This window comes from Marinobacter sp. CP1 (assembly GCF_001266795.1).
Classification (GTDB): domain Bacteria; phylum Pseudomonadota; class Gammaproteobacteria; order Pseudomonadales; family Oleiphilaceae; genus Marinobacter; species Marinobacter flavimaris.
The window spans coordinates 1,246,841-1,268,894 of record NZ_CP011929.1; the positions used below are offsets into that span (position 1 = coordinate 1,246,841).

At 59.6% G+C, this 22,054-nt stretch carries 21 protein-coding genes and 1 other RNA gene; 13 read left to right on the plus strand and 9 right to left on the minus strand.

Annotated elements, in window-relative coordinates:
* Positions 1-9 precede the first annotated feature (9 nt).
* On the minus strand, positions 10-609 hold the full coding sequence (gene grpE / locus ACP86_RS05920) for a nucleotide exchange factor GrpE (RefSeq protein WP_008171515.1): 600 nt from the start codon (positions 607-609) through the stop codon (positions 10-12).
* 255 nt (positions 610-864) lie between these two features.
* On the opposite strand from grpE, the gene recN reads away from it, so the two are divergent.
* Entirely contained in the window at positions 865-2,544 is a 1,680-nt protein-coding gene (gene recN / locus ACP86_RS05925; protein ID WP_053115472.1) for a DNA repair protein RecN, read from the plus strand.
* 104 nt (positions 2,545-2,648) lie between these two features.
* On the opposite strand, the gene fur is transcribed toward recN, so the two are convergent.
* A complete protein-coding gene (gene fur, locus ACP86_RS05930) occupies positions 2,649-3,059 on the minus strand; it encodes a ferric iron uptake transcriptional regulator (protein ID WP_008171512.1) in 411 nt (136 codons plus the stop codon).
* A 122-nt stretch (positions 3,060-3,181) separates the two neighbouring features.
* Here fur and ACP86_RS05935 point away from each other — a divergent pair, with 122 nt between their 5' ends.
* Positions 3,182-3,508 carry an outer membrane protein assembly factor BamE gene (locus ACP86_RS05935; protein WP_053113044.1) on the plus strand — a complete coding sequence of 109 codons (327 nt, stop codon included), beginning with the start codon at positions 3,182-3,184 and terminating at the stop codon, positions 3,506-3,508.
* Here the strand turns inward: ACP86_RS05935 and ACP86_RS05940 are convergent.
* From ACP86_RS05940 to ACP86_RS05950, 3 genes are all read right to left on the minus strand, one after another.
* The gene (locus ACP86_RS05940) at positions 3,502-3,792 is read right to left on the minus strand and encodes an RnfH family protein (RefSeq protein ID WP_053113045.1); all 291 of its coding nucleotides are present in this window, start codon (positions 3,790-3,792) and stop codon (positions 3,502-3,504) included. The two genes, ACP86_RS05935 and ACP86_RS05940, sit on opposite strands and share 7 nt — an antisense overlap.
* Positions 3,789-4,235: a type II toxin-antitoxin system RatA family toxin gene (locus ACP86_RS05945; RefSeq protein ID WP_008171509.1), complete on the minus strand. Its 447-nt coding sequence runs from the start codon at positions 4,233-4,235 to the stop codon at positions 3,789-3,791. Before ACP86_RS05945 ends, ACP86_RS05940 begins: the two co-directional genes overlap by 4 nt.
* Before the next feature lie 72 nt (positions 4,236-4,307).
* On the minus strand, positions 4,308-5,933 hold the full coding sequence (locus tag ACP86_RS05950) for a sodium-dependent transporter (RefSeq protein ID WP_053113046.1): 1,626 nt from the start codon (positions 5,931-5,933) through the stop codon (positions 4,308-4,310).
* A gap of 200 nt (positions 5,934-6,133) precedes the next feature.
* On the opposite strand from ACP86_RS05950, the gene smpB reads away from it, so the two are divergent.
* The 7 genes from smpB (at position 6,134) to ACP86_RS05980 (ending at position 11,256) form a co-directional block, all read left to right on the plus strand.
* The gene (smpB, locus tag ACP86_RS05955) at positions 6,134-6,613 is read left to right on the plus strand and encodes an SsrA-binding protein SmpB (protein WP_008171507.1); all 480 of its coding nucleotides are present in this window, start codon (positions 6,134-6,136) and stop codon (positions 6,611-6,613) included.
* 140 nt (positions 6,614-6,753) lie between these two features.
* On the plus strand, positions 6,754-8,172 hold the full coding sequence (locus ACP86_RS05960; protein ID WP_053113047.1) for a WS/DGAT/MGAT family O-acyltransferase: 1,419 nt from the start codon (positions 6,754-6,756) through the stop codon (positions 8,170-8,172).
* A 90-nt stretch (positions 8,173-8,262) separates the two neighbouring features.
* Positions 8,263-8,627, plus strand: a transfer-messenger RNA (tmRNA) gene (gene ssrA, locus ACP86_RS22035).
* 179 nt (positions 8,628-8,806) lie between these two features.
* Positions 8,807-10,039: a tyrosine-type recombinase/integrase gene (locus tag ACP86_RS05965; RefSeq protein ID WP_053113048.1), complete on the plus strand. Its 1,233-nt coding sequence runs from the start codon at positions 8,807-8,809 to the stop codon at positions 10,037-10,039.
* A gap of 31 nt (positions 10,040-10,070) precedes the next feature.
* Positions 10,071-10,289: a hypothetical protein gene (locus ACP86_RS05970; RefSeq protein WP_053113049.1), complete on the plus strand. Its 219-nt coding sequence runs from the start codon at positions 10,071-10,073 to the stop codon at positions 10,287-10,289.
* Positions 10,290-10,304: 15 nt separating this feature from the next.
* Complete coding sequence (locus ACP86_RS05975) at positions 10,305-10,919, plus strand: hypothetical protein (protein WP_053113050.1); 615 nt, start codon at positions 10,305-10,307, stop codon at positions 10,917-10,919.
* A gap of 67 nt (positions 10,920-10,986) precedes the next feature.
* Positions 10,987-11,256: a hypothetical protein gene (locus ACP86_RS05980; protein WP_053113051.1), complete on the plus strand. Its 270-nt coding sequence runs from the start codon at positions 10,987-10,989 to the stop codon at positions 11,254-11,256.
* A gap of 1 nt (position 11,257) precedes the next feature.
* Here the strand turns inward: ACP86_RS05980 and ACP86_RS05985 are convergent, their stop codons facing one another.
* Complete coding sequence (locus tag ACP86_RS05985; RefSeq protein WP_141201818.1) at positions 11,258-11,458, minus strand: hypothetical protein; 201 nt, start codon at positions 11,456-11,458, stop codon at positions 11,258-11,260.
* Positions 11,459-12,031: 573 nt separating this feature from the next.
* A complete protein-coding gene (locus tag ACP86_RS05990) occupies positions 12,032-12,232 on the minus strand; it encodes a hypothetical protein (protein WP_141201818.1) in 201 nt (66 codons plus the stop codon).
* Between the two features lie 188 nt (positions 12,233-12,420).
* On the opposite strand from ACP86_RS05990, the gene ACP86_RS05995 reads away from it, so the two are divergent.
* From ACP86_RS05995 to ACP86_RS06010, 4 genes are read left to right on the plus strand one after another with little or no spacing between them, the layout of a single operon-like run.
* The gene (locus ACP86_RS05995) at positions 12,421-12,621 is read left to right on the plus strand and encodes a helix-turn-helix transcriptional regulator (RefSeq protein WP_053113053.1); all 201 of its coding nucleotides are present in this window, start codon (positions 12,421-12,423) and stop codon (positions 12,619-12,621) included.
* Entirely contained in the window at positions 12,614-13,018 is a 405-nt protein-coding gene (locus ACP86_RS06000; protein ID WP_053113054.1) for a hypothetical protein, read from the plus strand. Before ACP86_RS05995 ends, ACP86_RS06000 begins: the two co-directional genes overlap by 8 nt.
* Positions 13,011-13,931 carry a toprim domain-containing protein gene (locus tag ACP86_RS06005; protein ID WP_053113055.1) on the plus strand — a complete coding sequence of 307 codons (921 nt, stop codon included), beginning with the start codon at positions 13,011-13,013 and terminating at the stop codon, positions 13,929-13,931. The genes ACP86_RS06000 and ACP86_RS06005 overlap by 8 nt, the downstream gene beginning before the upstream one ends.
* 32 nt (positions 13,932-13,963) lie before the next feature.
* On the plus strand, positions 13,964-15,406 hold the full coding sequence (locus ACP86_RS06010) for a YfjI family protein (RefSeq protein WP_227507869.1): 1,443 nt from the start codon (positions 13,964-13,966) through the stop codon (positions 15,404-15,406).
* A 5,114-nt stretch (positions 15,407-20,520) separates the two neighbouring features.
* On the opposite strand, the gene ACP86_RS22600 is transcribed toward ACP86_RS06010, so the two are convergent.
* The gene (locus tag ACP86_RS22600; RefSeq protein ID WP_144422718.1) at positions 20,521-20,877 is read right to left on the minus strand and encodes a hypothetical protein; all 357 of its coding nucleotides are present in this window, start codon (positions 20,875-20,877) and stop codon (positions 20,521-20,523) included.
* 588 nt (positions 20,878-21,465) lie between these two features.
* On the minus strand, positions 21,466-22,053 hold the full coding sequence (locus ACP86_RS06045) for a toll/interleukin-1 receptor domain-containing protein (RefSeq protein ID WP_053113063.1): 588 nt from the start codon (positions 22,051-22,053) through the stop codon (positions 21,466-21,468).
* Between the last annotated feature and the right edge of the window lies 1 nt (position 22,054).

Sequence of the window (22,054 nt, forward strand, 5' to 3'; positions counted from 1 at the left end):
ATCGGCTTTTCAAGCCTGCTCATCAATTTTTGGTGCATCTTCCGCTTTCGCGACCACCACCATGGCCGGCCGCACAACACGACCATTCAGCAGATACCCTTTCTGCACCACGGCTACCACGCTGTTCGGCTCGGCATCCGGCGCAGGCACCATGGACATGGCCTCGTGATGCTGGGGATCGAAGGGTGCGCCCACCGGGTTGATCTGCTCAACGTTGAATTTCTTCAGGCTGGACATGAAAAGACTCAGGGTCATTTCCACGCCTTCGCGAATTGAGGCAACCAGTTCGCCGGACTCATCGTGACCCTCGGTGCTCTCGACCGCCTTCTCAAGGCTGTCAGCTACCGGCAACAGCTCCTTGACGAACTTTTCCAGGGCAAACTTGTGCGCCTTCTCAACGTCGATCTCGGCCCGACGGCGCACGTTCTGCATTTCCGCCTGGGAGCGCAGCATCTGCTCCTGGAATTCCTGAACCTGAGCCTGGAGCGCTTCCACTTCGGAGGTTTCGTTGTCGCCGGCTTCGCCTTCAGCGGCCTGGGCCTCCTCTTTCGCAGCCTCGAGGGCTTCGTTCAGTTCCTCATGCTCGTTGCGGTTCTCGTCAGTGCTCATGGCTACTCCTGCTTCATCTAAAGCGGCCCGCTGTCAGTGGCCGGTTGAACATGGGCTCCGGCCGCCTCGAGCCGGAAAATGTCGTTGCGAACGGATATGGGGCCCGCTCTCCAGGTTTCAACCACCAAAGCCTGCAATCCTGAAGAAAATACCTGCCTCAGGTTTGCAAACCACAAAAACCCTGTATATATTCACAGTCACTGTATACATCCACAGTGTTTTGCCGGTTTCAGGAACAACGCGGAGGTTATCTGCATGCTGACTCAACTTACGGTTTCCAATTACGCCATCGCTGAACGGGTGGAACTCCAGTTCAGCAAGGGCATGACCGCATTGACCGGCGAGACCGGCGCCGGAAAATCCATCGTTCTGGACGCCCTCGGCCTGGCCATGGGTGGCAGAGCCGATGCCGGCGCCGTCCGGCATGGCGCCAAACGCGCCGACATCACAGCGACCTTCGACGTATCCGGCATTCCCGAGGCAACCGAATGGTTGGCAGAACACGAGCTGGATGACGACAACGATTGCATCCTGCGCCGGGTCATCAGCAAGGATGGCCGCTCCCGCGCCTACATCAATGGCCAACCCTGCCCCCTGAACCACCTCAAGGAACTGGGCGGTGTGCTAATGGATATTCACAGCCAGCATCAGCACCAGTCTCTTTTGCGCAAGGAAACCCACCGCAAGCTGGTGGACGAGTTCGCCGGCGTTGAGACCCTGGCCGCTGAAACACGGGAAGCCTGGAAATCCTGGAACCAGATCCGCCAGCGGCTGACCGAACGCCAGCAGAATGCCGATGAAGCAGAGGCCAAACTCCAGCTTTTGCGGTATCAGGTGGAAGAACTGGATCGTCTGGCCCTGGAAGCGGGCGAGCAGGAAAACCTGGAACAGGAACAGGCGCAGCTCAGCCAGGCTGATACGGTTCTGCACAACAGCCATCAGGCCGCCCTGCTTTGCACCGAAGATGAAACCAGCGCAGTGGATCTGGTGCGCCAGGCGTTACAGCAGCTGGAGCAGCTTCCGGTGGATGTTCCCGCACTGGCAGACACGATCCAGATGCTGAACGAAGCCCAGATCCAGATCAGTGAGGCCGGCGACAACCTTCGCCATTTCGTCGAGGACTACGAGGCCGATCCGGCTCGACTGGCGGAAGTGGAAGAACGGCTGAGCGCCATCTACCAGATGGCCCGCAAACACCGGATCACACCGGAAGAATTACCGGAACTGCATCAGCGCCTGAGTGCGGAGCTGGCCGAGCTGGACGGTGGCGAAGGCAGCCTGGAGCAGCTGGCCGCAGAGCTGGACAGCCAGCGCGGACACTTCGATGAACTGGCCGCGGAGCTGTCAGAGGCCCGTGCCAGGGCCGCCGCCGAACTGGATCAGCGGGTCGCAGCGGAGCTCGCCCAGTTAAGCATGCCCAACATGCAGTTCATTACACACCTGAACCGCAGCAACGGTGGGGAGCCGGCACCCCACGGACTGGAAGAGATTGAATTCCTGGTCAGCGCCAACCCGGGGCAACCTGCGCGGCCACTGGCCAAAGTAGCCTCCGGCGGCGAACTGTCGCGGATCAGCCTTGCCATCCAGGTGGTGGTTGCCCAGACATCAACCACACCCACACTGGTCTTCGATGAAGTGGATGTCGGCATTGGCGGCGGCACGGCCGAGGTGGTTGGCCGACTGTTACGGACTCTTGGCGGCAACGGACAGGTGCTCTGCGTCACCCACCTGCCGCAAGTGGCGGCCCAGTGTCATCAGCACCTGTTTGTCAGCAAGTTCACCGAGCAGGATGCCACCTTCTCGAAAATCGAGACGCTGGACGATCAGGGCAGAATCAGTGAAGTGGCGAGAATGCTGGGAGGCGTGGACATGACCGAACATACGATCGCTCATGCCAGGGAAATGTTTTCAAAGGGGCAGGCAACCCATCACTGAGCCGCGAGCAACGATCCACTACCCCTCTCGATCCTGAGAGCTGTTGGGGCGGGCCATAAACCCGCCCCTTTTTTCGTTCCTTCAGCCAACGACCCGAGCCAGGCTCAGGACTTGATCGGCTTTACGTACAGAATCAGGCTGTGGTCGACGATTTCGTAACCGTGCTCTTCGGCAATCTTCTTTTGTCGCTCTTCAATGACCTCGTCGACAAACTCGACTACCTCACCCGTCTGGGTGCACACCATATGGTCGTGGTGGTCGTCGCCGGCCATCTCGAACACGGCATGGCCGCCCTCAAAATTATGGCGCAGTACCAGCCCTGCTGCTTCAAACTGCGTCAGCACCCGGTAGACTGTTGCCAGCCCCACGTCATCGCCTTGCTCCAGAAGCTTCTTGTATACATCTTCGGCACTGAGGTGATGCTCCTCCGCGGTCTCCAGAATGTTGAAGATTTTGACCCGCGGCAGAGTCACTTTCAGACCGACTTTTCGTAATTCGGCGTTTTCGGATGACATGTTACTATTCACTCTTTGGTGTGCCTCACGGCTTCCGGTATGATGAAGCCGCCATTGAACGGTTAACCCGTGTCACACCTGCCTCTGGCAGGCGATTTCAAGATAGAGGATTTCCCCCGGCGATGCAAAAGCTCACAGCTCTCATTCTCACTTTCGTTCTATCCGGTTGCGTTTTCCCGGGCGTCTACAAAATCAACGTCCAGCAGGGAAACATCGTTACCGATGAGGAGCTGACGCAGCTGACCGAGGGCATGCCACGCAGCCAGGTGCACGCCGTGATGGGAACACCGCTCATGCTCAACCCGGTTGACCCCTCCCGCGAATACTACGTGTATACCTTCCAGAGAGAAGGCGGGGACATCCAGGAACAGCGCATTATCGTGTACTACGAGAACGACCAGTACGCCTATTACGAGGCACAACTGCTGGAAGAAACGCCGGCCTACTGAGCCTGACCTTTCTTTTTCGCCCGATTCAGTCGCGCCTGCTTCGGATCGATCTTCAGCGGGCGATACAACTCCACCCGGTCACCCTCACGCAGTTCATGGGCGGCCGGGTCCTTGATCACCTTGCCGAACACGCCCATATCAATCGTATCCGGATCGATCTCCGGAAAAATATCGCTGATCCCCGACAGCTTGGCCGCCTCCAGGGCGGTCGTGCCCTCGGGCACATTCACCGGCACAATCTCCTGCCGGTCAGGCCGGGCATAGGCCACTTCCACCTGAATCATGCACCCTCCTTCCGGTAGAGCTCATCAGCGCGCCGGCAAAAGGCATCCACCATCGTATTGGCCGCCTGACTGAATACCGGCCCGAAGGTCATCCTTGAAAGCGATCCGGAGAACTCGAACTCCAGGGTCAGGATCACCTTGCAGGCGTTCTCATCCAGGGATTTGAAATGCCAGCGACCAGTCAGGTTGCGAAAAGGGCCATCCACCAGGTTCATCTCGATCGCCTCAGGCATCAGCAACTGATTCCGGGTTGTGAGCGTGTGCCGCACCCCACCCTTGGCGATTTCTAGCGACGCTGTCACCTGCTCGGGCTGGCGCTCATGAATCTCCGCGCCAGCGCACCAGGGGAGAAACTCCGGGTAACGGGCGATGTCATTCACCAGGTGAAACATGCGCTCGGCGGAGTGCATAACCAAAGCTGTTTTATCAATCTGATGGGGCATTGGAACCGGTTGTCCTGCTTGCAAACACGCTGTGAAAAGGTTGCAGACTTCTGGAGAGGAAGACAGCCTCAATCACACGCTATCATAAAGGATATCGTCCTGTTTTGGGGCTTTTTCGCCTGACTTACCACGACTTTCCTCCACCCCCGGCGGCTTCTGGTCTGACGCGGGCGCTGTCTTCTCGGCCTCGGCGGCTTTCTCCTCCGGCTCGGCCGGCGTAGCGGCAAAAGGCCGATCTCTCGCTGGCACTTCCCCGTCTTCCGAGACCATGGCAGCAGGCTGATCGCACCAGGCTGCAACATTGCCGTTGCTGCACAGGTTAGCCAGTGAAAAGGCCGTGTACTGGATCCCTATCCAGGCAACCACGAGGGGCAGCACCAGGCGCATCACCCAGAACCAGATGCCGGCGAACAGTTTTGGCGTTGCGCCGAGCATGGTACCCGAAAGGTGTCGGGTCAGGCACCAGCCGGTAAACAGCGCAATCAAGATGGCCACGAGCGGAATCAGCAGGCCACCGGTGATCAGCTCCAGCCAGCGGAACATGGTGGCGCCGCCCATCCGCTCCTCGGCCCAGACATTAAACGACAGCAGAGACGCGAGCCCCGCCAGCCACACCGACAGACCAATCAGCAGCACCGAAAGCGCCCTGGGCGCCCCGGTCCACTCACGGAACCAGCCCACGATGGGCTCGAGCAGATTCAGGGATGTGGTCCAGACAATCAGCACCACCAGCAGAAAAACAGCGGCGATCACGAACTGGCTCGCGGGCAGCTGGGCCAGCGTGACCGGCATGGAAACAAAGAGCAGGCTGAAGCCCCGTTCACCGTCAAAGCTGTTGCCGTCTGTTGCGATTGCGAAGATCATCAGGCCAGCCAGGATCGCCACCAGGGTATCCATCAGCACCACGGCCAGAATCGAACGCTTCAGACGGGTTTGGGGCGTGGTGTACGAGCCCAGTATCGCCCAGACACCCATACCGAGCCCGAGCGTAAAAAAGGCATGAAACAACGCGGCTTTCAGGCTTTCCCAGGAAAGGTCCTCGGGATGCATGGCCAGAATATGGTTGATGGCCCCGTCGATCCGGCCATGCCAGGCTGCCAGGGCAAAAAGCACGAGCATCAGCACCAGGGCGCCCGGCACAACCACCCTCAGGGCCCTTTCCAGCCCCCTCACTACGCCCTGTGCCGAGACCCAGAGCACCAGTAGCAGAAAGAAGATATGCCAGGCCATGAATACACGGTACTGCCTGGGGTCGGACACCAGCCCCGCCAGAATCCCGGTTGCCTCTGCCTCACCGGCGCCGGAGAAACGGCCAAGTGCGCCGAAGAACACGTAAGCCAGAGCAATGGATCCGAAGACTGCCGTAAACGAGAGCACCAGAAAGGCGGCCAGTATGCTGAGCCGGCCAACCGCCATCCAGGCCCGAGACTGCCTGGCACTGCGAATCAACCCGTCCATGGCCAATACAATGCCGTGCCGGGAATACCGACCAACAGCCGCTTCAGTCACCATCAGAGGCAGAGTCACCAGCAGCAGACAGGCGAGATAAAGCAGGATGAACAGGCCACCACCATGCAGACTGGCCAGATACGGGAACTGCCACAGGTTGGCAAGACCCACGGTAGCGCCCACCGCGGCCCAGAAGAAGGTTGATTTTCGGGTAAAGGACCCGATATGTGTCTGATACGGCGTAGGCATTCGCGTCCCTGAGGCCACTCAACAGGTCGGGGAGAAAGTCTGGGCCAGTATTGTAGCTGAAGGATCCCGTCGCGCACGAACCGGACACCGCCACAACACCGAATTCGTGACCGGTCCGCCACTGTTGGGCTACAATGCGCCTTTTTCCGGCTGCAGCAACGCCGGCCCGTTCATTCGTCCGACCCCGGATTCATTGATTCATGAGCAAGAAAAAACCCGGAACGCCGAGCAATACCATTGCGCTGAACAAAAAGGCGAAGCACGAGTATCACATTGAGGAACGCTTTGAAGCGGGTCTCTCCCTGCTGGGCTGGGAAGTGAAGTCCCTGCGTGCGGGCAAGGCCCAGCTGGTGGACGCCTATGTGCTGCTCAAGGACGGCGAAGCCTGGTTGCTCGGCTCTCACATTACCCCGTTGATTGCGGCGTCCACCCACGTGATCGCAGACCCCACGCGCACCCGCAAGCTGCTGCTGCACGCCAAGGAAATTGCCAAGATCGTGGGCAAGGTCAACCAGGCCGGCTACACCTGCATTCCGCTGGCGTTGTACTGGAAAAACAACAAGGTCAAATGCGAAATCGCCCTGGTAAAAGGCAAGAAGCTGTTCGACAAGCGCGCCACCGAGAAAGAACGCGACTGGAACCGCCAGAAGCAACGCATCCTGCGCGAAACCAACGTTTGATCCTGCCCGCCACCAATTAACAAATACCTGACGCCGGTCATGGCCGGCGTGAACGGGTATGTCGCATACTCACTCTCTTTGTTCAGAATTCCATCGGGCCTATACTCGGGAACTCTGGTGCATGGCAAAGGGAGCCGCTTATGTCACCCAAACAGATACCAATGTCCGCCGTAGACCGCGCATGGCTACGCATGGACTCGCCCCAGAACCCCATGATGATCTGCGGGGTATGGACACTGGAACGCCCCGTATCGATGAACCGCCTCAGGCACACGCTCGAGGAGCGGTTTCTCTGCTTCAACCGCTTCCGGCAACGGGTGATCGACACTGGCGACCGGGCGTACTGGCAGGACGATCCCCTGTTCGACCTGGACAACCATCTGCACCGCATCGCCCTGCCGGGCAAGGCCGATAAGGCAGAGCTCCAGAAGCTGGTCAGTGACATGAACAGCACGTCGCTGGATTTCCGGCAACCGCTCTGGCAAATGCACTACATCGACAATTACGGGGACGGCGGCGCGCTACTCATCCGCATTCACCACTGCATCGCCGATGGCATCTCGCTGGTTCGTGTGATGCTGTCACTGACCGACAAAACGCCGGAACCCCGGCTGGGCAAAGTGGCCCGCAAGCGTCGCTCCAAACCCGGCAGGAAATCGGCCATCCAGAACTTTCTGCACCGTGCCGTGGATAGCGCGCAGACAGCCACCAACCAAGCCAGACTGTTTATCCAGTCCGTCCGTGAGGAGCCCAACTACCCGTTAAAACTGGCCACCACCGCCAGCGGTGTCGCCCTTGACCTCCTGAAACTGGGCCTGGCGCCCGGCGAACCCAAAACCGGACTGAAAGAGCCGTTATCCGGGCGCAAGCAAGTGGCCTGGGCCGATCCCCTCGACCTTGCCGAGGTAAAGGCCTGTGCCAAGGCTCTGGGGGGCACCATCAACGATGCCCTCCTTTGCACCGTTACAGGCGCCTTGCAGAGACATTTTGCCGCCCACAAAGAAACCATCCCCGAGTGCGGCATTCGGGTTGCCGTACCGTTCAATCTGCGGCCTCTTGATCAGCCCATCGAAACCCTCGGCAACAAGTTCGGGCTCGTACTGGTTACCCTGCCGGTGGAAGTGAGGGACCCGCTCATGTGCTTCCGCCAGGTGCAGGAGAACATGAACCGGCTCAAACAGTCCTATCAGGCCCAGGTTACCTACAGCCTGCTTGATATCTTCGGGCGCGGCCCCGATGTTATCGAACGAAGGGCCCTGGATCTGCTCAGCAACAAGGCCTCGGCGGTACTGACCAACGTGCCCGGCCCGAAAGAGCCCCTGTATCTGGCGGGCAGCAAGCTGACCCAGCCCATGTTCTGGGTTCCCCAGAGCGGCAGCATCGGTATCGGCATGAGTATTCTCAGTTATGCCGGCACCGTGCAATTCGGCATCACCGTGGACAAGGCGATTCACGCGGATCCGGACGCCGTGATGGGCTACTTCCGGGAAAGCTTCGAGGCCCTGAGCCACGAGGCCCTGGCAGGCCGACATGACGCCATTGAGCGCAAGGCCAGCTAGGGTTCTAGGTACATCTACAGCCCCGAAAGCACAAAACTGCAACAAAGAAACCTTGAAGTCCGGCAAACCGGACACATATACTGAAGGTAAGGGGACGACATGGCTTCGACGCCGGTGGCGAACCCTTGAGTGCATGTCGAGATGGCAGCCAATCTCGTTAATCCAAAGCTGCAACGCAATAGTCGCAAACGACGAAAACTACGCACTAGCAGCGTAAGCTGCTAGTCGTCCTGACCGGGTCGCCCGTAGCCCGGAAGCAACATCTCAGGACGTCATCGCTTACGGGATGCTCCGTTACCCAGAGTTCACTGGTTAACGGCTAAGATTTAAAGAACTCGGTTCTTGCACCCTGACTCTCGGGTCGCTTGAACTTAAATCAATAGAGAGACGCTAAACATGTAGACCTCAAGGCTGAGTACTGGCGGACGCGGGTTCAATTCCCGCCGTCTCCACCAAATTAGGAATCTCGGAAAACCGAAAACCTCTGAAACCCGCGTAACAGCGGGTTTTTTATTGCCTGATTGGTTCGTTACTGTCCGTCTGGATACGTTGAAAGCCGGGAAAAGTGGGGGTACATTAGGGGGTACATGACCCAAGGTTAGTTTTTTGTACCCCCAGATGGACACCTGCAACGATGAGTCAGGCCGTTAACAAGCTGGCAGCAACCAGCGTAAAGAATGCCGAGTTCAAAGACCGCGCCTTTAAGCTATTCGACGGAGCCGGGCTGTTCCTGCACGTTCAGAAATCCGGGAAGTACTGGCGGCTGAAGTACCGTTACGCAAAAAAAGAACGGCTCTTAGCCTTGGGGGTATATCCTGAGGTCAGTCTGAAAGATGCCAGGGCCGCACGGGATGAAGCCCGTGCACTGCTAGATAAAGGCATTGATCCGAGCAACCACCGCAAACAGGTAAAACACAGCCGGTATACGGCAGCCGTGAACACCTTTGAAGCCGTGGCCCGCGAGTGGTACCGGGAGGTACACCAAAGCGCCGTTGTTGCTGAGCACGCGGGGCGCAACCTCCGCCGCCTTGAGGTGCACGCCTTCCCCCATATTGGCAGCCGCCCCATTGGCGAAATCACCCCCGGTGAACTGCTGGAAGTCCTGCGCAAGGTAGAAAGAAAGGGCCATATAGAGACCGCCCGCCGCGTTAAAACGCTGTGCGGCCAAGTCTTCCGCTACGGGATCGCCACCGGGAGAGTTGAACGGGACATTACCCCAGACCTGCGGGATGCCCTCAAAGTACCCCCAACCAAACACCACCCCGCCATTACCAAGCCGGAAGAAATCGGGCCGCTTATGAAAGCCCTGTATGGCTATCCGGGGCACTTTGCCACCTGTGCCGCGCTCAAGATTGCCCCGCTGCTGTTTGTTCGCCCCGGTGAACTCCGCCAAGCGGAATGGGCCGATATCGACCTTGACGCGGCTGAATGGCACTACAGCGCCAGTAAAACCGGGTTCGAGCTTGTAACCCCACTCCCCCGCCAGGCTGTGGAAATCCTTCGGGAGGTTCATTCAGTCACGGGCCGGGGCCGGTATGTGTTCCCCAGCGTGCGGGACAGAAAACGCCCCATGAGTAACGCCACCATCGGGGCCGCCCTGGCACGGTTAGACCTGAAGGACAAAATGTCTGCCCACGGCTTCCGGGCCATGGCCCGCACGGTGCTGGCGGAACAGCTGGGCTTTCCCTCTGAATACATTGAACAGCAATTGGGCCACTCAGTCCGGGATGCCAACGGCAGGGCCTACAACCGAACCACCCACCTAGAAGCCCGCCGCGCCATGCTGCAAACGTGGGCCGATTACCTGGATGAATTGAGAACCGGCAAAGGGAATGTTGTACCCCTGAACCGTGGCAAAACTGCCTGAACCTGACCACCACCCAAAAGGAAAACAAGCCATGACCATTATGGAAACACTGCAAGCGGAACAACTGGAAAAGCTGAGGGAAGCCACGGAAGTAGTGGCTAGACTGCAACAGGAAATCTTAGCCGCGAGAGGATGCACGGGCCGCCCCGAGTTCCTCGACAAGGATTTGTACATTGGCGGATTAGCCACCGCTTCAGAGCTGCTGAATGGGCAACTGTTCGACCTGATAGAAGCGAAACAATCTGCCTGATTGCTGGCGGGTTCAATGCCTGAGTTCGTTGTTATCCTTGAGACCACCGGCCCGGACGGGGAACCATGGGAGCAAGTTTTATCCCCTCATTTCACGTCTGAAGTTGGGGCCGCTGCCTGGCGAAAAGAAAATAAACTACCTGACCATTGCCGTATAAGGCCGGTTGCTGGAATCGCAAATGAGGCAAAGGCGCTTCTAACTGGCCCGGTTCAGGAATCACTAAATCAGAAATGGCAGAAGGGTGATGTTCAGGCTCTATTAGAAGCGGTTCAGAAATACGGGTACTTTCATGAGCCGCTACCCCTCTGGTGCTGGTCTGCCGTTCATGATGCCGCCTTGAAGCTCTCGATGTACGAAGCGCGCGATTTAAACGAAGCTTTTGGATTCGATACGAAGGGACGCGGCAGGCTGAAAGACCGTAACAAGCAAGCCCAATTACAATGGCAAGTATTCATTATCTGTGAAGAGTTGAGAAACAAGGGCCGCCCCGTGAGTCCTGATATGTTCGATGAAGCGGCAGAGACTGCGGGGGAGAGATTCGGCGCTACGATTGGAAAAACCACTGCTGAAAAATATTATTACGCCGTAAAAAAAGAGCTTGAAAGCCTCCTGCTACCCGCCAGCGGCTGAACCTCCCTGTACCTGGTGATGTACCCCCACCGTTGGGGGTACCGGGCCGGGGCTGGCGGCCCTGCCATTGCCCTGGCACCGGCTGCCCCTGCTGGCCTTCCGGCCATGGGATCAGACCACCGGGGCCACCGGCCTACCTGAAGCGCGCTCCCGGCCCCGTGCTGCCCGCCAGCTGCCGGACGCCGCTGTACCTGGTGATGTACCCCCAGCGCTGGGGGTATCCGGTACCGGCTCCCTGCTGGCAGCCTTCCGCCCTGCTGTTGCCCTGGTATCGGGAACCCGCCTCCCGCTTCCCCTGCTGGCCTCCGGCCATGGGATCAGACACCGGGGCCACTGACTCACCTGAGGGCCGTTCCCTGCTCCCTGCTGCACGCCAGCTGCCGAACGCTGCTGTACCTGGTGATGTACCCCCAGCGCTGGGGGTATCCGGTACCGGCTCCCTGCTGGCAGCCTTCCGCCCTGCTGTTGCCCTGGTATCGGGAACCCGCCTCCCGCTTCCCCTGCTGGCCTCCGGCCATGGGATCAGACACCGGGGCCACTGACTCACCTGAGGGCCGTTCCCTGCTCCCTGCTGCACGCCAGCTGCCGAACGCTGCTGTACCTGGTGATGATCCGCCAGCAGGGGTATCGGGCCGGGGCTGGCGGCCCTGCCTTTGCCCTGGTACCGGGAACCCGCCTCCCGCTTCCCCTGCTGGCCTCCGGCCATGGGATCAGACACCGGGGCCACTGACTCACCTGAGGCCAGCTCCCGGCCCCGTGCTGCCCGCCAGCTGGTGAAGGCTGCTGTACCTGGTGACGATCCCCCAGCGCTGGGGGTATCGGGCCGGGGCTGGCGGCCATGCTGTTGCCCTAGTATCGGGAACCGCTCTCCGGCTGCCCTGCTGGCCCCCGGCCATGGGATCAGACACCGGGGCCACTGACTCACCTGAGGGCCGTTCCCTGCTCCCTGCTGCACGCCAGCTGCCGAACGCTGCTGTACCTGGTGATGTACCCCCAGCGCTGGGGGTATCGGGCCGGGGCTGGCGGCCCTGCCTTTGCCCTGGTACCGGGAACCGGCCTCCCGCTTCCCCTGCTGGCCTCCGGCCATGGGATCAGACACCGGGGCCACTGACTCACCTGAGGGCCGTTCCCTGCTCCCTGCTGCACGCCAGCTGCCGAACGCTGCTGTACCTGGTGATGTACCCCCAGCGCTGGGGGTATCCGGTACCGGCTCCCTGCTGGCAGCCTTCCGCCCTGCTGTTGCCCTGGTATCGGGAACCCGCCTCCCGCTTCCCCTGCTGGCCTCCGGCCATGGGATCAGACACCGGGGCCACTGACTCACCTGAGGCCAGCTCCCGGCCCCGTGCTGCCCGCCAGCTGGTGAAGGCTGCTGTACCTGGTGACGATCCGCCAGCGCTCCCAAGATAACCGGCAATGTTGCGGGAATATTCCTGCGGCCCGGTTAAATAACCTTATTCCGCTAACGCCCATAATCATTCTTTAACGGCCCAAGGTGGAATTTATGACTGACCGCGTATTGCGTAGAAAGGAAGTGTCCTCAATGGTTGGACTCGGAACAACCAAAATATACGAACTGATCTCAGAGGGACGATTTCCAAAACCCATAAAGCTCTCCGTTCGCTCTGTTGGCTGGCTTGAATCTGAAATTCAGGGATGGATTAAGGAACAGGCTGAAAAGCGGGAGGCTGACCAACATGCTTGAACATAGCAACCCTCTCAGTTCAGCGCCCGCGAATCTATTAACGTTGGCCGTTCGATTGATTGAGGCCCGCCAGCCCGATAGTAGCGCACAGCTACCAGATAACTTGATCACTGATCGTCTTATTCAGGGGCTGATTGAGATAGCAACAACTTCACCCTATGACCTCAACACAATTCCAATACAGGTATCGGAAAAGAAGAAAAAGCGAGCGGTTGAAGCTGTCCGAACCTTGATAGGCGGGCTTTTCCAAGGGGGATTACCTGAACAAAGCGCCTACCAGTTTTTCACAATGAAAGATTTGAACCTGTTGTTTTACACCCATAGCCAGTTGGTGGGAGCTGATGGTTACTTAGAAATACCGTTTCAGGGTATACCTGTAAGGGGCTGTGATGAATAAACATTATAGCGCCGGGGACATTATTGACCGCTTCCGGCAAGTGCTGGCGGACGCCGGGCTACCTGCCGCCCCTGAGACAAACTTTATTTGTGATGGCCTGCTGCACCGCTTCCGCGTTGAAGATGACAAGAAAGGCAGCCGTAACGGTTGGTACGTGCTCCATTTGGACGGGGTTCCCGCCGGGGCCTTTGGCAGCTGGCGGGCCGGTATTGCTGAAAACTGGTGTATCAAAGGCCTGGAACAGCTAACCGAAGACGAGCGACGCCAGCTACGGGAGCGAATGGAGCGGGCCAAAACTGCCCGCCAGTCCCAACTAAAGCAACGGCAGGCCACCGCCGCGCAACGTGCCCGGAACATGTGGCAGAAGGCAAAGCCCGCCAGCCCTGACCACCCCTACCTCGTGAAAAAGCAGGTTCCACCATTCCGAGCCCGGCAGATCGGCCCTGCCTTGGTGCTTGATATACGGGATATAACAGGACAGCTCTCAAGCCTGCAATTCATACAACCGGACGGGGCTAAAAAACTGTTATCAGGGGGAGCCAAGCAAGAGCGATTTATTCCTGTAACCGGTGCCGATGGCGGGGACCCTGAAACAATCCTGATCTGTGAGGGATGGGCCACGGGGGCAACCTTGGCCGCCTCTATGCCTGCTGCCTTGGTGCTGGCGGCCATTGATGCCGGCAACCTTCCAGCCGTAGCAGTCGCAACCCGCCAACGTTGGCCGGGCTGTGACCTCATTATCTGCGGGGATGATGACCGGAAAACCGAAGGCAACCCCGGCGCAACAGCCGCCAAAAGGGCCGCTGAACTGAGTGCCGCCCGGCTGGCCTTACCTGAATGGCCTCAAGGGTGCCCGGTGCACCTTTCCGACTTCAACGACTTGGCAACCTGGCTGAATGAGGTGAAGCAGTGACCGACACCGGAAAGAACAACCCGCCTCCCCTGGTGAATCCCAAAGAGATAAACGTACCGCTACCCCTGCCACCGGATCAGCCCCCAGTTGTACCCCTCCCGCTGGAAGCCTTACCGGAGCCACTGAGCGCTTTTGTTGCGGATGTCGCAGAGCGTCAACAATGCCCCCCTGATTACGTGGCAGTGACCGCCCTGTGTGCTCTCTCTGCCGTTGTGGGTAACAAGATCAGGGTTTGTCCAAAGCAACACGATAACTGGGCAATCGTTCCGAACCTATGGGGCGCTGTCGTTGGTGGCCCTGCCTCTAGTAAATCACCGGCCATGGGTGCTGCAATGGCACCGCTTAAGGATATGGAGCGGGCTGCCTGGCGGGTGTATGAACAGGAGAAGGCAGACTTTGAAGCCGCGCTGAAGCTGGCAACCATCGAAGAAAAGCAGGCACAGGACAACGCCAAACGACTGAACAAGAAAGGCGACAAGGAAGGGGCATTAGAGGCCCTGAAGTCAGTAGACAAACCAGAAGAACCAACCCGGCAACGGCTGATCGTGAATGATGCAACCATTGAGAAGCTGGGAGAGCTGCTCAACGAAAACCCCAACGGCCTATTGCTTGTGCGTGATGAGCTGGCGGGCTGGCTGTCGAAGCTAAGCGGGGAGGAAGGCCAGGGGGACCGGGCTTTTTACCTTGAATGTTATGACGGAGATGGGCGTTACACGTTCGATCGCATAGGCCGGGGGACCGTTGATATTGAATCAACCACCCTTGCAATCATTGGCGGGATACAACCGGCTCGGATTGCTCCACTGATCCGAGGGGCCACCCGTGGTACTGACGATGATGGATTGATTCAACGTGTTCAGCTGGCGGTATGGCCGGACATCCCATCCCGGTTCAAGTGGCACGACGTGCCGCCAGACAAGGATATTTACAAGGCATACGCCGATTGTTTCCACCGGCTGGCATCCCTTCCGAGAGAGGGCAAGCGGGCAAGGTTTAACGATGAGGCGCAACCGCTCTTTATTGAATGGATGGAAGAACTACAAGCGGAAGCGAGAAGCGGGGACCTTCACCCCGTGATAGCTGCGCACCTGGTGAAAATGCCGAAAACCATAGCGGCTCTAAGTCTGATTTTTGAGCTGATTGAATCCGGGGAAACGTCTATTTCTGCCAAATCACTGGCTATGGCCCTTGAGCTGGCGGACTACCTCAGGAGCCATTCAGAGCGGTTGTATTCGATCGTGAGCAACTCCGCTATTAAAGCTGCAAAGCTGCTGCTGAAACGAAAGGACAAATTACCGTCACCATTCACCACAAGGCAGATACAGCAGAAAGGGTGGTCTGGGCTGTCTGATAAATATGAAGTCTCCGATGCCCTGACGGTACTGCTCGATCACCACCAGATAAGGTTGGAGGCTGTGCCTAATACTGGAGGCCGGCCCTCTACCCGCTTCCATTGGACCACGGAGGCTAAATAATGGGCCGCTGGCTTGATCGAGTGAAGCAAACCACCCCCAGTAATGACCGGGCCGGGAGTGATACAACACAAGCGGGGGGAATGGTTGAACCTACAGAACCTACTAAAGCGCCTTCCGTAGGTTTTGTAGGTTGCGTGTCCGGGGGTACACCAAAAACGAAAACGATATACCGGGAGCTGATACAGGCCTGCCGAGGGTTAAGGCTTCTACCGTCTGAGCTGAAAGCCGGGCTTGATAATGACGATTTGCGGGACATAGGGGCGGGGGCTATCAATCGGGAGCATTTGCGCGCCTACGCCCGGTTCCTTGCAGAGAACGGGCACTTTGTCAGGCTGGACCGAAAAACAGACGTGCCCAACAGGGATGACGCCAAAGAACGCCCCCGCCCTTTGGATTCGCCAGCGCTGAGGCCCGCCCGTGACCGTTTCTATGGGCACATTCCTGGCTGTTCGATATGCAATCCCAACCGGGGCCGGTACTGCCGAGATGCATGGGAGCTGAGGGAACAGTACAGAGAGCCGGAGTGCACCCCGGACCGGCGGAAGGCACGGGAATGGACCGCCAACCACCTCAAGACCTGCCGCGAATGCCAGCCCCATGTATCCCGGTTCTGCCAGATCGGGCAAAACTGGCTAGAGACGTATAGCCTTACAAAGCTCCAGATCGGCCCCGCTTACCTCCCTCCCCCTGCCTCTAATCGAGTGGTCCTGAGCATCACATTAAAGGGCTGGCGGCCTACCTCTGAGATGGACAGAGATTCCGCTATGTGACCAACCCCGGCAATGCCGGGCCATACTCCCGCAAGATTGCCAACCACTGCCACTAAGGGCCCAAACAGCCCATAACGCCAGAGCATTGCCAGGCATAAACCAACAGGCAGACATTCAGAAAAAATGAACGGGTCCTTCCAAGGGGCACCACCCACTGAGGGTGCGCAGAGGCGCGGTTTTTCTGTAGACAGATCAGATACTTAGCCTTCCTTCCTCCCATTTTTTGGGCTGTTTTATAAAGTTAGAATACGGATCTACCCGGAAGCCTTGGGAAGAACCACAGATAAGAACAGAAAAACGAAGTAAGGAAGACCGGATAAATTGAACAACACTCGAAGGGACAGAACCGCCCTCTACCTGGTGATGATCTGCTGCCGCTGGGGGTACCTGAGACCGGGCCGGCTGCCCGCACTGCCTGCCACCTGCGACAACCCGCCAGCGGCTGGGGGTATCTGCCCCAGTCCGGCCCGGTGCTGGCGGTTCCACCGTCTGCCGTCGACCTGGTACCGGGAGCCGGCCTCCCGCTGTTGCTGCTGACCTTCCGGCACGGGATCAGGCCACCGGCCTGCCCGCCAGCCTGAGGGCTGCTCCCGGCTTCCTGCTGTCCGCACTGCCTGCCACCTGCGACAACCCGCCAGCGGCTGGGGGTATCTGCCCCAGTCCGGCCCGGTGCTGGCGGTTCCACCGTCTGCCGTCGACCTGGTACCGGGAGCCGGCCTCCCGCTGCCCCTGCTGGTCTCCCGGCAAGGGATCAGGCCACCAGCCTACCCGCCAGCCTGAGGGCTGCTCCCGGCTTCCTGCTGTCCGCCAGTTGCTGCCCGTCCTGCACCTGATGATGATCTGCTGCCGCTGAGCGTGCCTGAGACCGGGCCGGCTGCCCGCGTTGCCTGTCTTCCTCAGGAGCCCGCCAGCTAAAGGGGATGTAGGATACAATCACAACCGATAATCGGAAGCGTTACTGAATATTAACCACTTAATTTATAACAACAAAAAGGGTTTTGTAGGTTTTGTAGGTATTTATATATTACTAATCAACAATCAATTCCTATCAGCTCACCGGCCCGCCAGATCGAGGGCCGCTCCCGGTTCCCGCTGTCCGCCAGCTGCTGAGCTACCCTGTACCTGGTGATGATCTGCTGCCGCTGGGGGTATATGCCCCAGTCCGGCCCGGTGCTGGCGGTTCCACTGCCTGCCGTTGCCCTGGTACCGGGAGCCGGCCTCCCGCTGCCGCTGTTCACTTCCCGGCACGGGATCAGGCCAGCGGAATGCCTGCCACCCATGGAAGCCTGTCAGAGACTGGGGGGTATTTGCCCCAGTCCGGCCCGCTGCTGGCGGCTCACCGCCTGCCGTTGCCCTGGTACCGGGAGCCGGCCTCCCGCCAGCGGCTGAGCTGCCTTATACCTGGTGGCTGATCCGCTGCCGTTGGTGTGCCCCTAGTTTTGGTGTACCCCCGGATACGGTGCCTACAAAACCCACGGAAGGGGCTTTAGTAGGTTCTGTAGGTATGTAGAGCATGCCCCCGTTCGACAGCTTCCCTGTGCCCCTGCTGACCTCCCGGCGCGGGATCAGGGCACCGGCCTGCCCGCCAGCCTGAGGGCTGCTCCCGGCTTCCTGCTGTCCGCCAGTTGCTGCCCGCACTGCCTGCCACCTGCGACAACCCGCCAGCGGCTGGGGGTATCTGCCCCAGTCCGGCCCGGTGCTGGCGGTTCCACCGTCTGCCGTCGACCTGGTACCGGGAGCCGGCCTCCCGCTGCCCCTGCTGGTCTCCCGGCAAGGGATCAGGCCACCAGCCTACCCGCCAGCCTGAGGGCTGCTCCCGGCTTCCTGCTGTCCGCCAGTTGCTGCCCGTCCTGCACCTGGTGATGATCTGCTGCCGCTGGGGGTATATGCCCCAGTCCGGCCCGGTGCTGGCGGTTCCACTGCCTGCCGTTGCCCTGGTACCGGGAGCCGGCCTCCCGCCAGCGGCTGAGCTGCCTTATACCTGGTGGCTGATCCGCTGCCGTTGGTGTGCCCCTAGTTTTGGTGTACCCCCGGATACGGTGCCTACAAAACCCACGGAAGGGGCTTTAGTAGGTTATGTAGGTATGTAGAGCATGCCCCCGTTCGACAGCTTCCCTGTGCCCCTGCTGACCTCCCGGCGCGGGATCAGGGCACCGGCCTGCCCGCCAGCCTGAGGGCTGCTCCCGGCTTCCTGCTGTCCGCCAGTTGCTGCCCGCACTGCCTGCCACCTGCGACAACCCGCCAGCGGCTGGGGGTATCTGCCCCAGTCCGGCCCGGTGCTGGCGGTTCCACCGTCTGCCGTCGACCTGGTACCGGGAGCCGGCCTCCCGCTGCCCCTGCTGGTCTCCCGGCAAGGGATCAGGCCACCAGCCTACCCGCCAGCCTGAGGGCTGCTCCCGGCTTCCTGCTGTCCGCCAGTTGCTGCCCGTCCTGCACCTGGTGATGATCTGCTGCCGCTGGGGGTATATGCCCCAGTCCGGCCCGGTGCTGGCGGTTCCACTGCCTGCCGTTGCCCTGGTACCGGGAGCCGGCCTCCCGCCAGCGGCTGAGCTGCCTTATACCTGGTGGCTGATCCGCTGCCGTTGGTGTGCCCCTAGTTTTGGTGTACCCCCGGATACGGTGCCTACAAAACCCACGGAAGGGGCTTTAGTAGGTTATGTAGGTATGTAGAGCATGCCCCCGTTCGACAGCTTCCCTGTGCCCCTGCTGACCTGCCAGCGTTGGGTGCATCCGGTACCGGCCCGCTGCTGGCGGCCCCAGCCTCCGGCTGCCCTGCCGCTCCCCTGACTCCGGGAGCCGGCCTCCCGCTGCCGCTGCTGACCTTCCGGCACGGGATCAGGCCACCGGCCTGCCCGCCAGCCCTGAGGGCCTCTCCCGGTCCTCTGCTGCCCGCCAGCTGCCCGCCAGCTGCTGAATCGCCCTGCACCTGGTGATGATCTGCTGTTGCCGCTGGGGGTACCTGAGACCGGGCCGGGGCTGGCGGCCCTGCCGTTGTCCTGGTACCGGGAACCGCTCTCCTGCTGACCCTGCTGGCCTCCGGCCATGGGATCAAGCCGCCGGGGCCACCGGCTCACCTGAGGCCCGCTCCCGGCTCCACGCTTCCCGCCAGCTGCTGCGCCCCCTGTTTCTGGCGTACCCCCGGATACGGCACTGACAAAACTGACGGAAGGGGCTTTTGTCAGTTATGTCAGTGGGCATGGGGGCACCGCCCCGCTTCAACGGCTTTGACCCCGTGCCGCTGTTGGTCTCCCGGTGCTGACCTGGCAGATACCCCCACACGACATACCCCCAGCCCGTGACCCTGCTGGCGGCCTGCCCCGCTGCCGGATCACACCGCCGGGCAACCGGCCCACGGCTGCGCCCTGCCGGCCTACGGCCCTGAACCTGACCACCAGCCATACCAACGGGCCAAGCCCAACTCCGGGCCGCTTACCCAGCCTAGCCGGCGGGCAGCGAGTACCGCCCAGCGCCCATATATTCTATTTTGATATATGCCTTAATTTTTGCGCACGAATCTTGCTTGCCAATTTAACTTGTTGTTTTAAAAGTTTTTAATCACATTAAATTAGACGACTAAACCATTTAAGCAAAAATCGTTCTAAGATTTTTTTGATCTAAGTGAAAGCGTAAGCAATTAGCCTGCGCTGCGGGCCATTCCACTGGGGCACCGCTCCCCACGGCTGCACCCTGCCGGCCTCCGGCCCTGACCCCCACCGCCAGCCATACCACCAGACCAAACCCGGCTCCGGGGCTCCCGGCACCAACCCGAACGCCGCTGCTCCTGGTGATGACCTGCCATCCTGGCAGATACCCCCACACGACATACCCCCAAACCGGGGCACCTGCTGGCGGCCTGCTGCCGCTGCCGGATCACACCGCCGGGCAACCGGCCCACGGCAGCCCCTGCCGGCCTCCGGCCCTGAACCCAACCGCCAGCCACACCGCCGGGGCTTCCGGCTGCCGCCAGTTGCCAGACCTCATCACCACCAACCGAACGCTGCTGTTCCTGGTGCTCACCTGCCGCCCTGGCAGATACCCCCACACGACACACCCCCACGGCTGGCCGCCATGCTGCCGCTGCCGGATCACACCGCCGGAGAACCGGCCCACGGCTGCACCCTGCCGGCCTCCGGCCCTGACCCCCACCGCCAGCCATACCACCAGACCAAACCCGGCTCCGGGGCTCCCGGCACCAACCCGAACGCCGCTGCTCCTGGTGATGACCTGCCGCCCTGGCAGATACCCCCAGCCCGTGACCCTGCTGGCGGCCCTACTGCCGCTGCCGGATCACACCGCCGGGCAACCGGCCCACGGCTGCACCTTGCCGCCCTCCGGCCTTGAACTTCACCGCCAGCCATGCCGCCGGGCCAAACCCGGCTCCGGGGCTTCCGGCTGCCGCCAGCTGCCAAACCACACCCCACCAACCGAGCGCCCCTGTTCCTGGTGATGACCTGCCATCCTGGCAGATACCCCCACACGACATACCCCCAAACCGGGGCACCTGCTGGCGGCCTGCTGCCGCTGCCGGATCACACCGCCGGGCAACCGGCCCACGGCAGCCCCTGCCGGCCTCCGGCCCTGAACCCAACCGCCAGCCACACCGCCGGGGCTTCCGGCTGCCGCCAGTTGCCAGACCTCATCACCACCAACCGAACGCTGCTGTTCCTGGTGCTCACCTGCCGCCCTGGCAGATACCCCCACACGACACACCCCCACGGCTGGCCGCCATGCTGCCGCTGCCGGATCACACCGCCGGAGAACCGGCCCACGGCTGCACCCTGCCGGCCTCCGGCCCTGAACCTGGCCGCCAGCCGCACCGCCGGGCCAAACCCGGCTCCGGGCTCCCGCCTGCCACCAGCTGCCAGACCTCACCAAAGCGGCCAATAATTTTATTTTGTGCCAAATAAAGCCAGGGCAAACACACGCCTGAAATTTGACCAAAACAAGGGGTATGGCATTTAAAGTGGGGGTATTTCTGGGGGTATACCGAAAAATACAATTCTAGATATTCGTTTATTTTCATGCGCTTGAAGTGGTTACGGCATTGGACGCCGTCTCCACCAAACAAAGATCCAAAGCCGCCCAAGGGCGTGGGGAAAGTCACAAAGTTTGGCCATTTTGGCCAAACTTATGTACTTTTTTCAAAAAGGTTGGCCAAATTCAAGGGTATACTGACCCACTCAAAGAAAAAAAGGCCTGAGAAATCACAGACTAATGATTTCTCAGGCCTTTTTGCTTAATGTTCTTAAATCTGCAAGATTGCCGGTCGTTTGCGGAAATCGATGCCGACTAATAGGAATAACGATTCCAGGCTGTACTTCCTTTCCTAAACGAATCGAGCGTTAACCAAGCGCCCTGCTTTTTTACGAATGTATCTGACTGACCATTGGTATACCTACCTTTATCAACCAACGGATACAAACCTAAGTATTCCTGACCTTTAAATGTTGCGCCTTCATAATCAACGATTGGCAAAACTGCAACCGAGCCTCCGCTGAATCCATCAAAGTAACCTAATTCCCAAGGCATCCACTTCGACCCCGATGCATTGTCTGTAGCCAGGAATATCAACGATTTTGACTGTTTCATTCTCGTTCTCAGGAGCTCAGCGGTCTCAACGGTTACATTCTCACGATTTGCCTGTGGATCGTCATGCCAGTCAACGTACACCTTAATCCCCATGCGGGATAAAATTTCTTTTACTCCCAAGACGAGCTCAGCATCTTTGGATGAATGGGATAGAAACACATCGAAGCTTTCATAAGATGTTGTAGATCTGGCCTCCGACTCCAATATTGACTTAGCGTTGAACTGATAACTTTTATTCATTCTGGAGCGGGCTGCTTGACGCGCCTCGTCTTTCGTAAAATAAGCCATT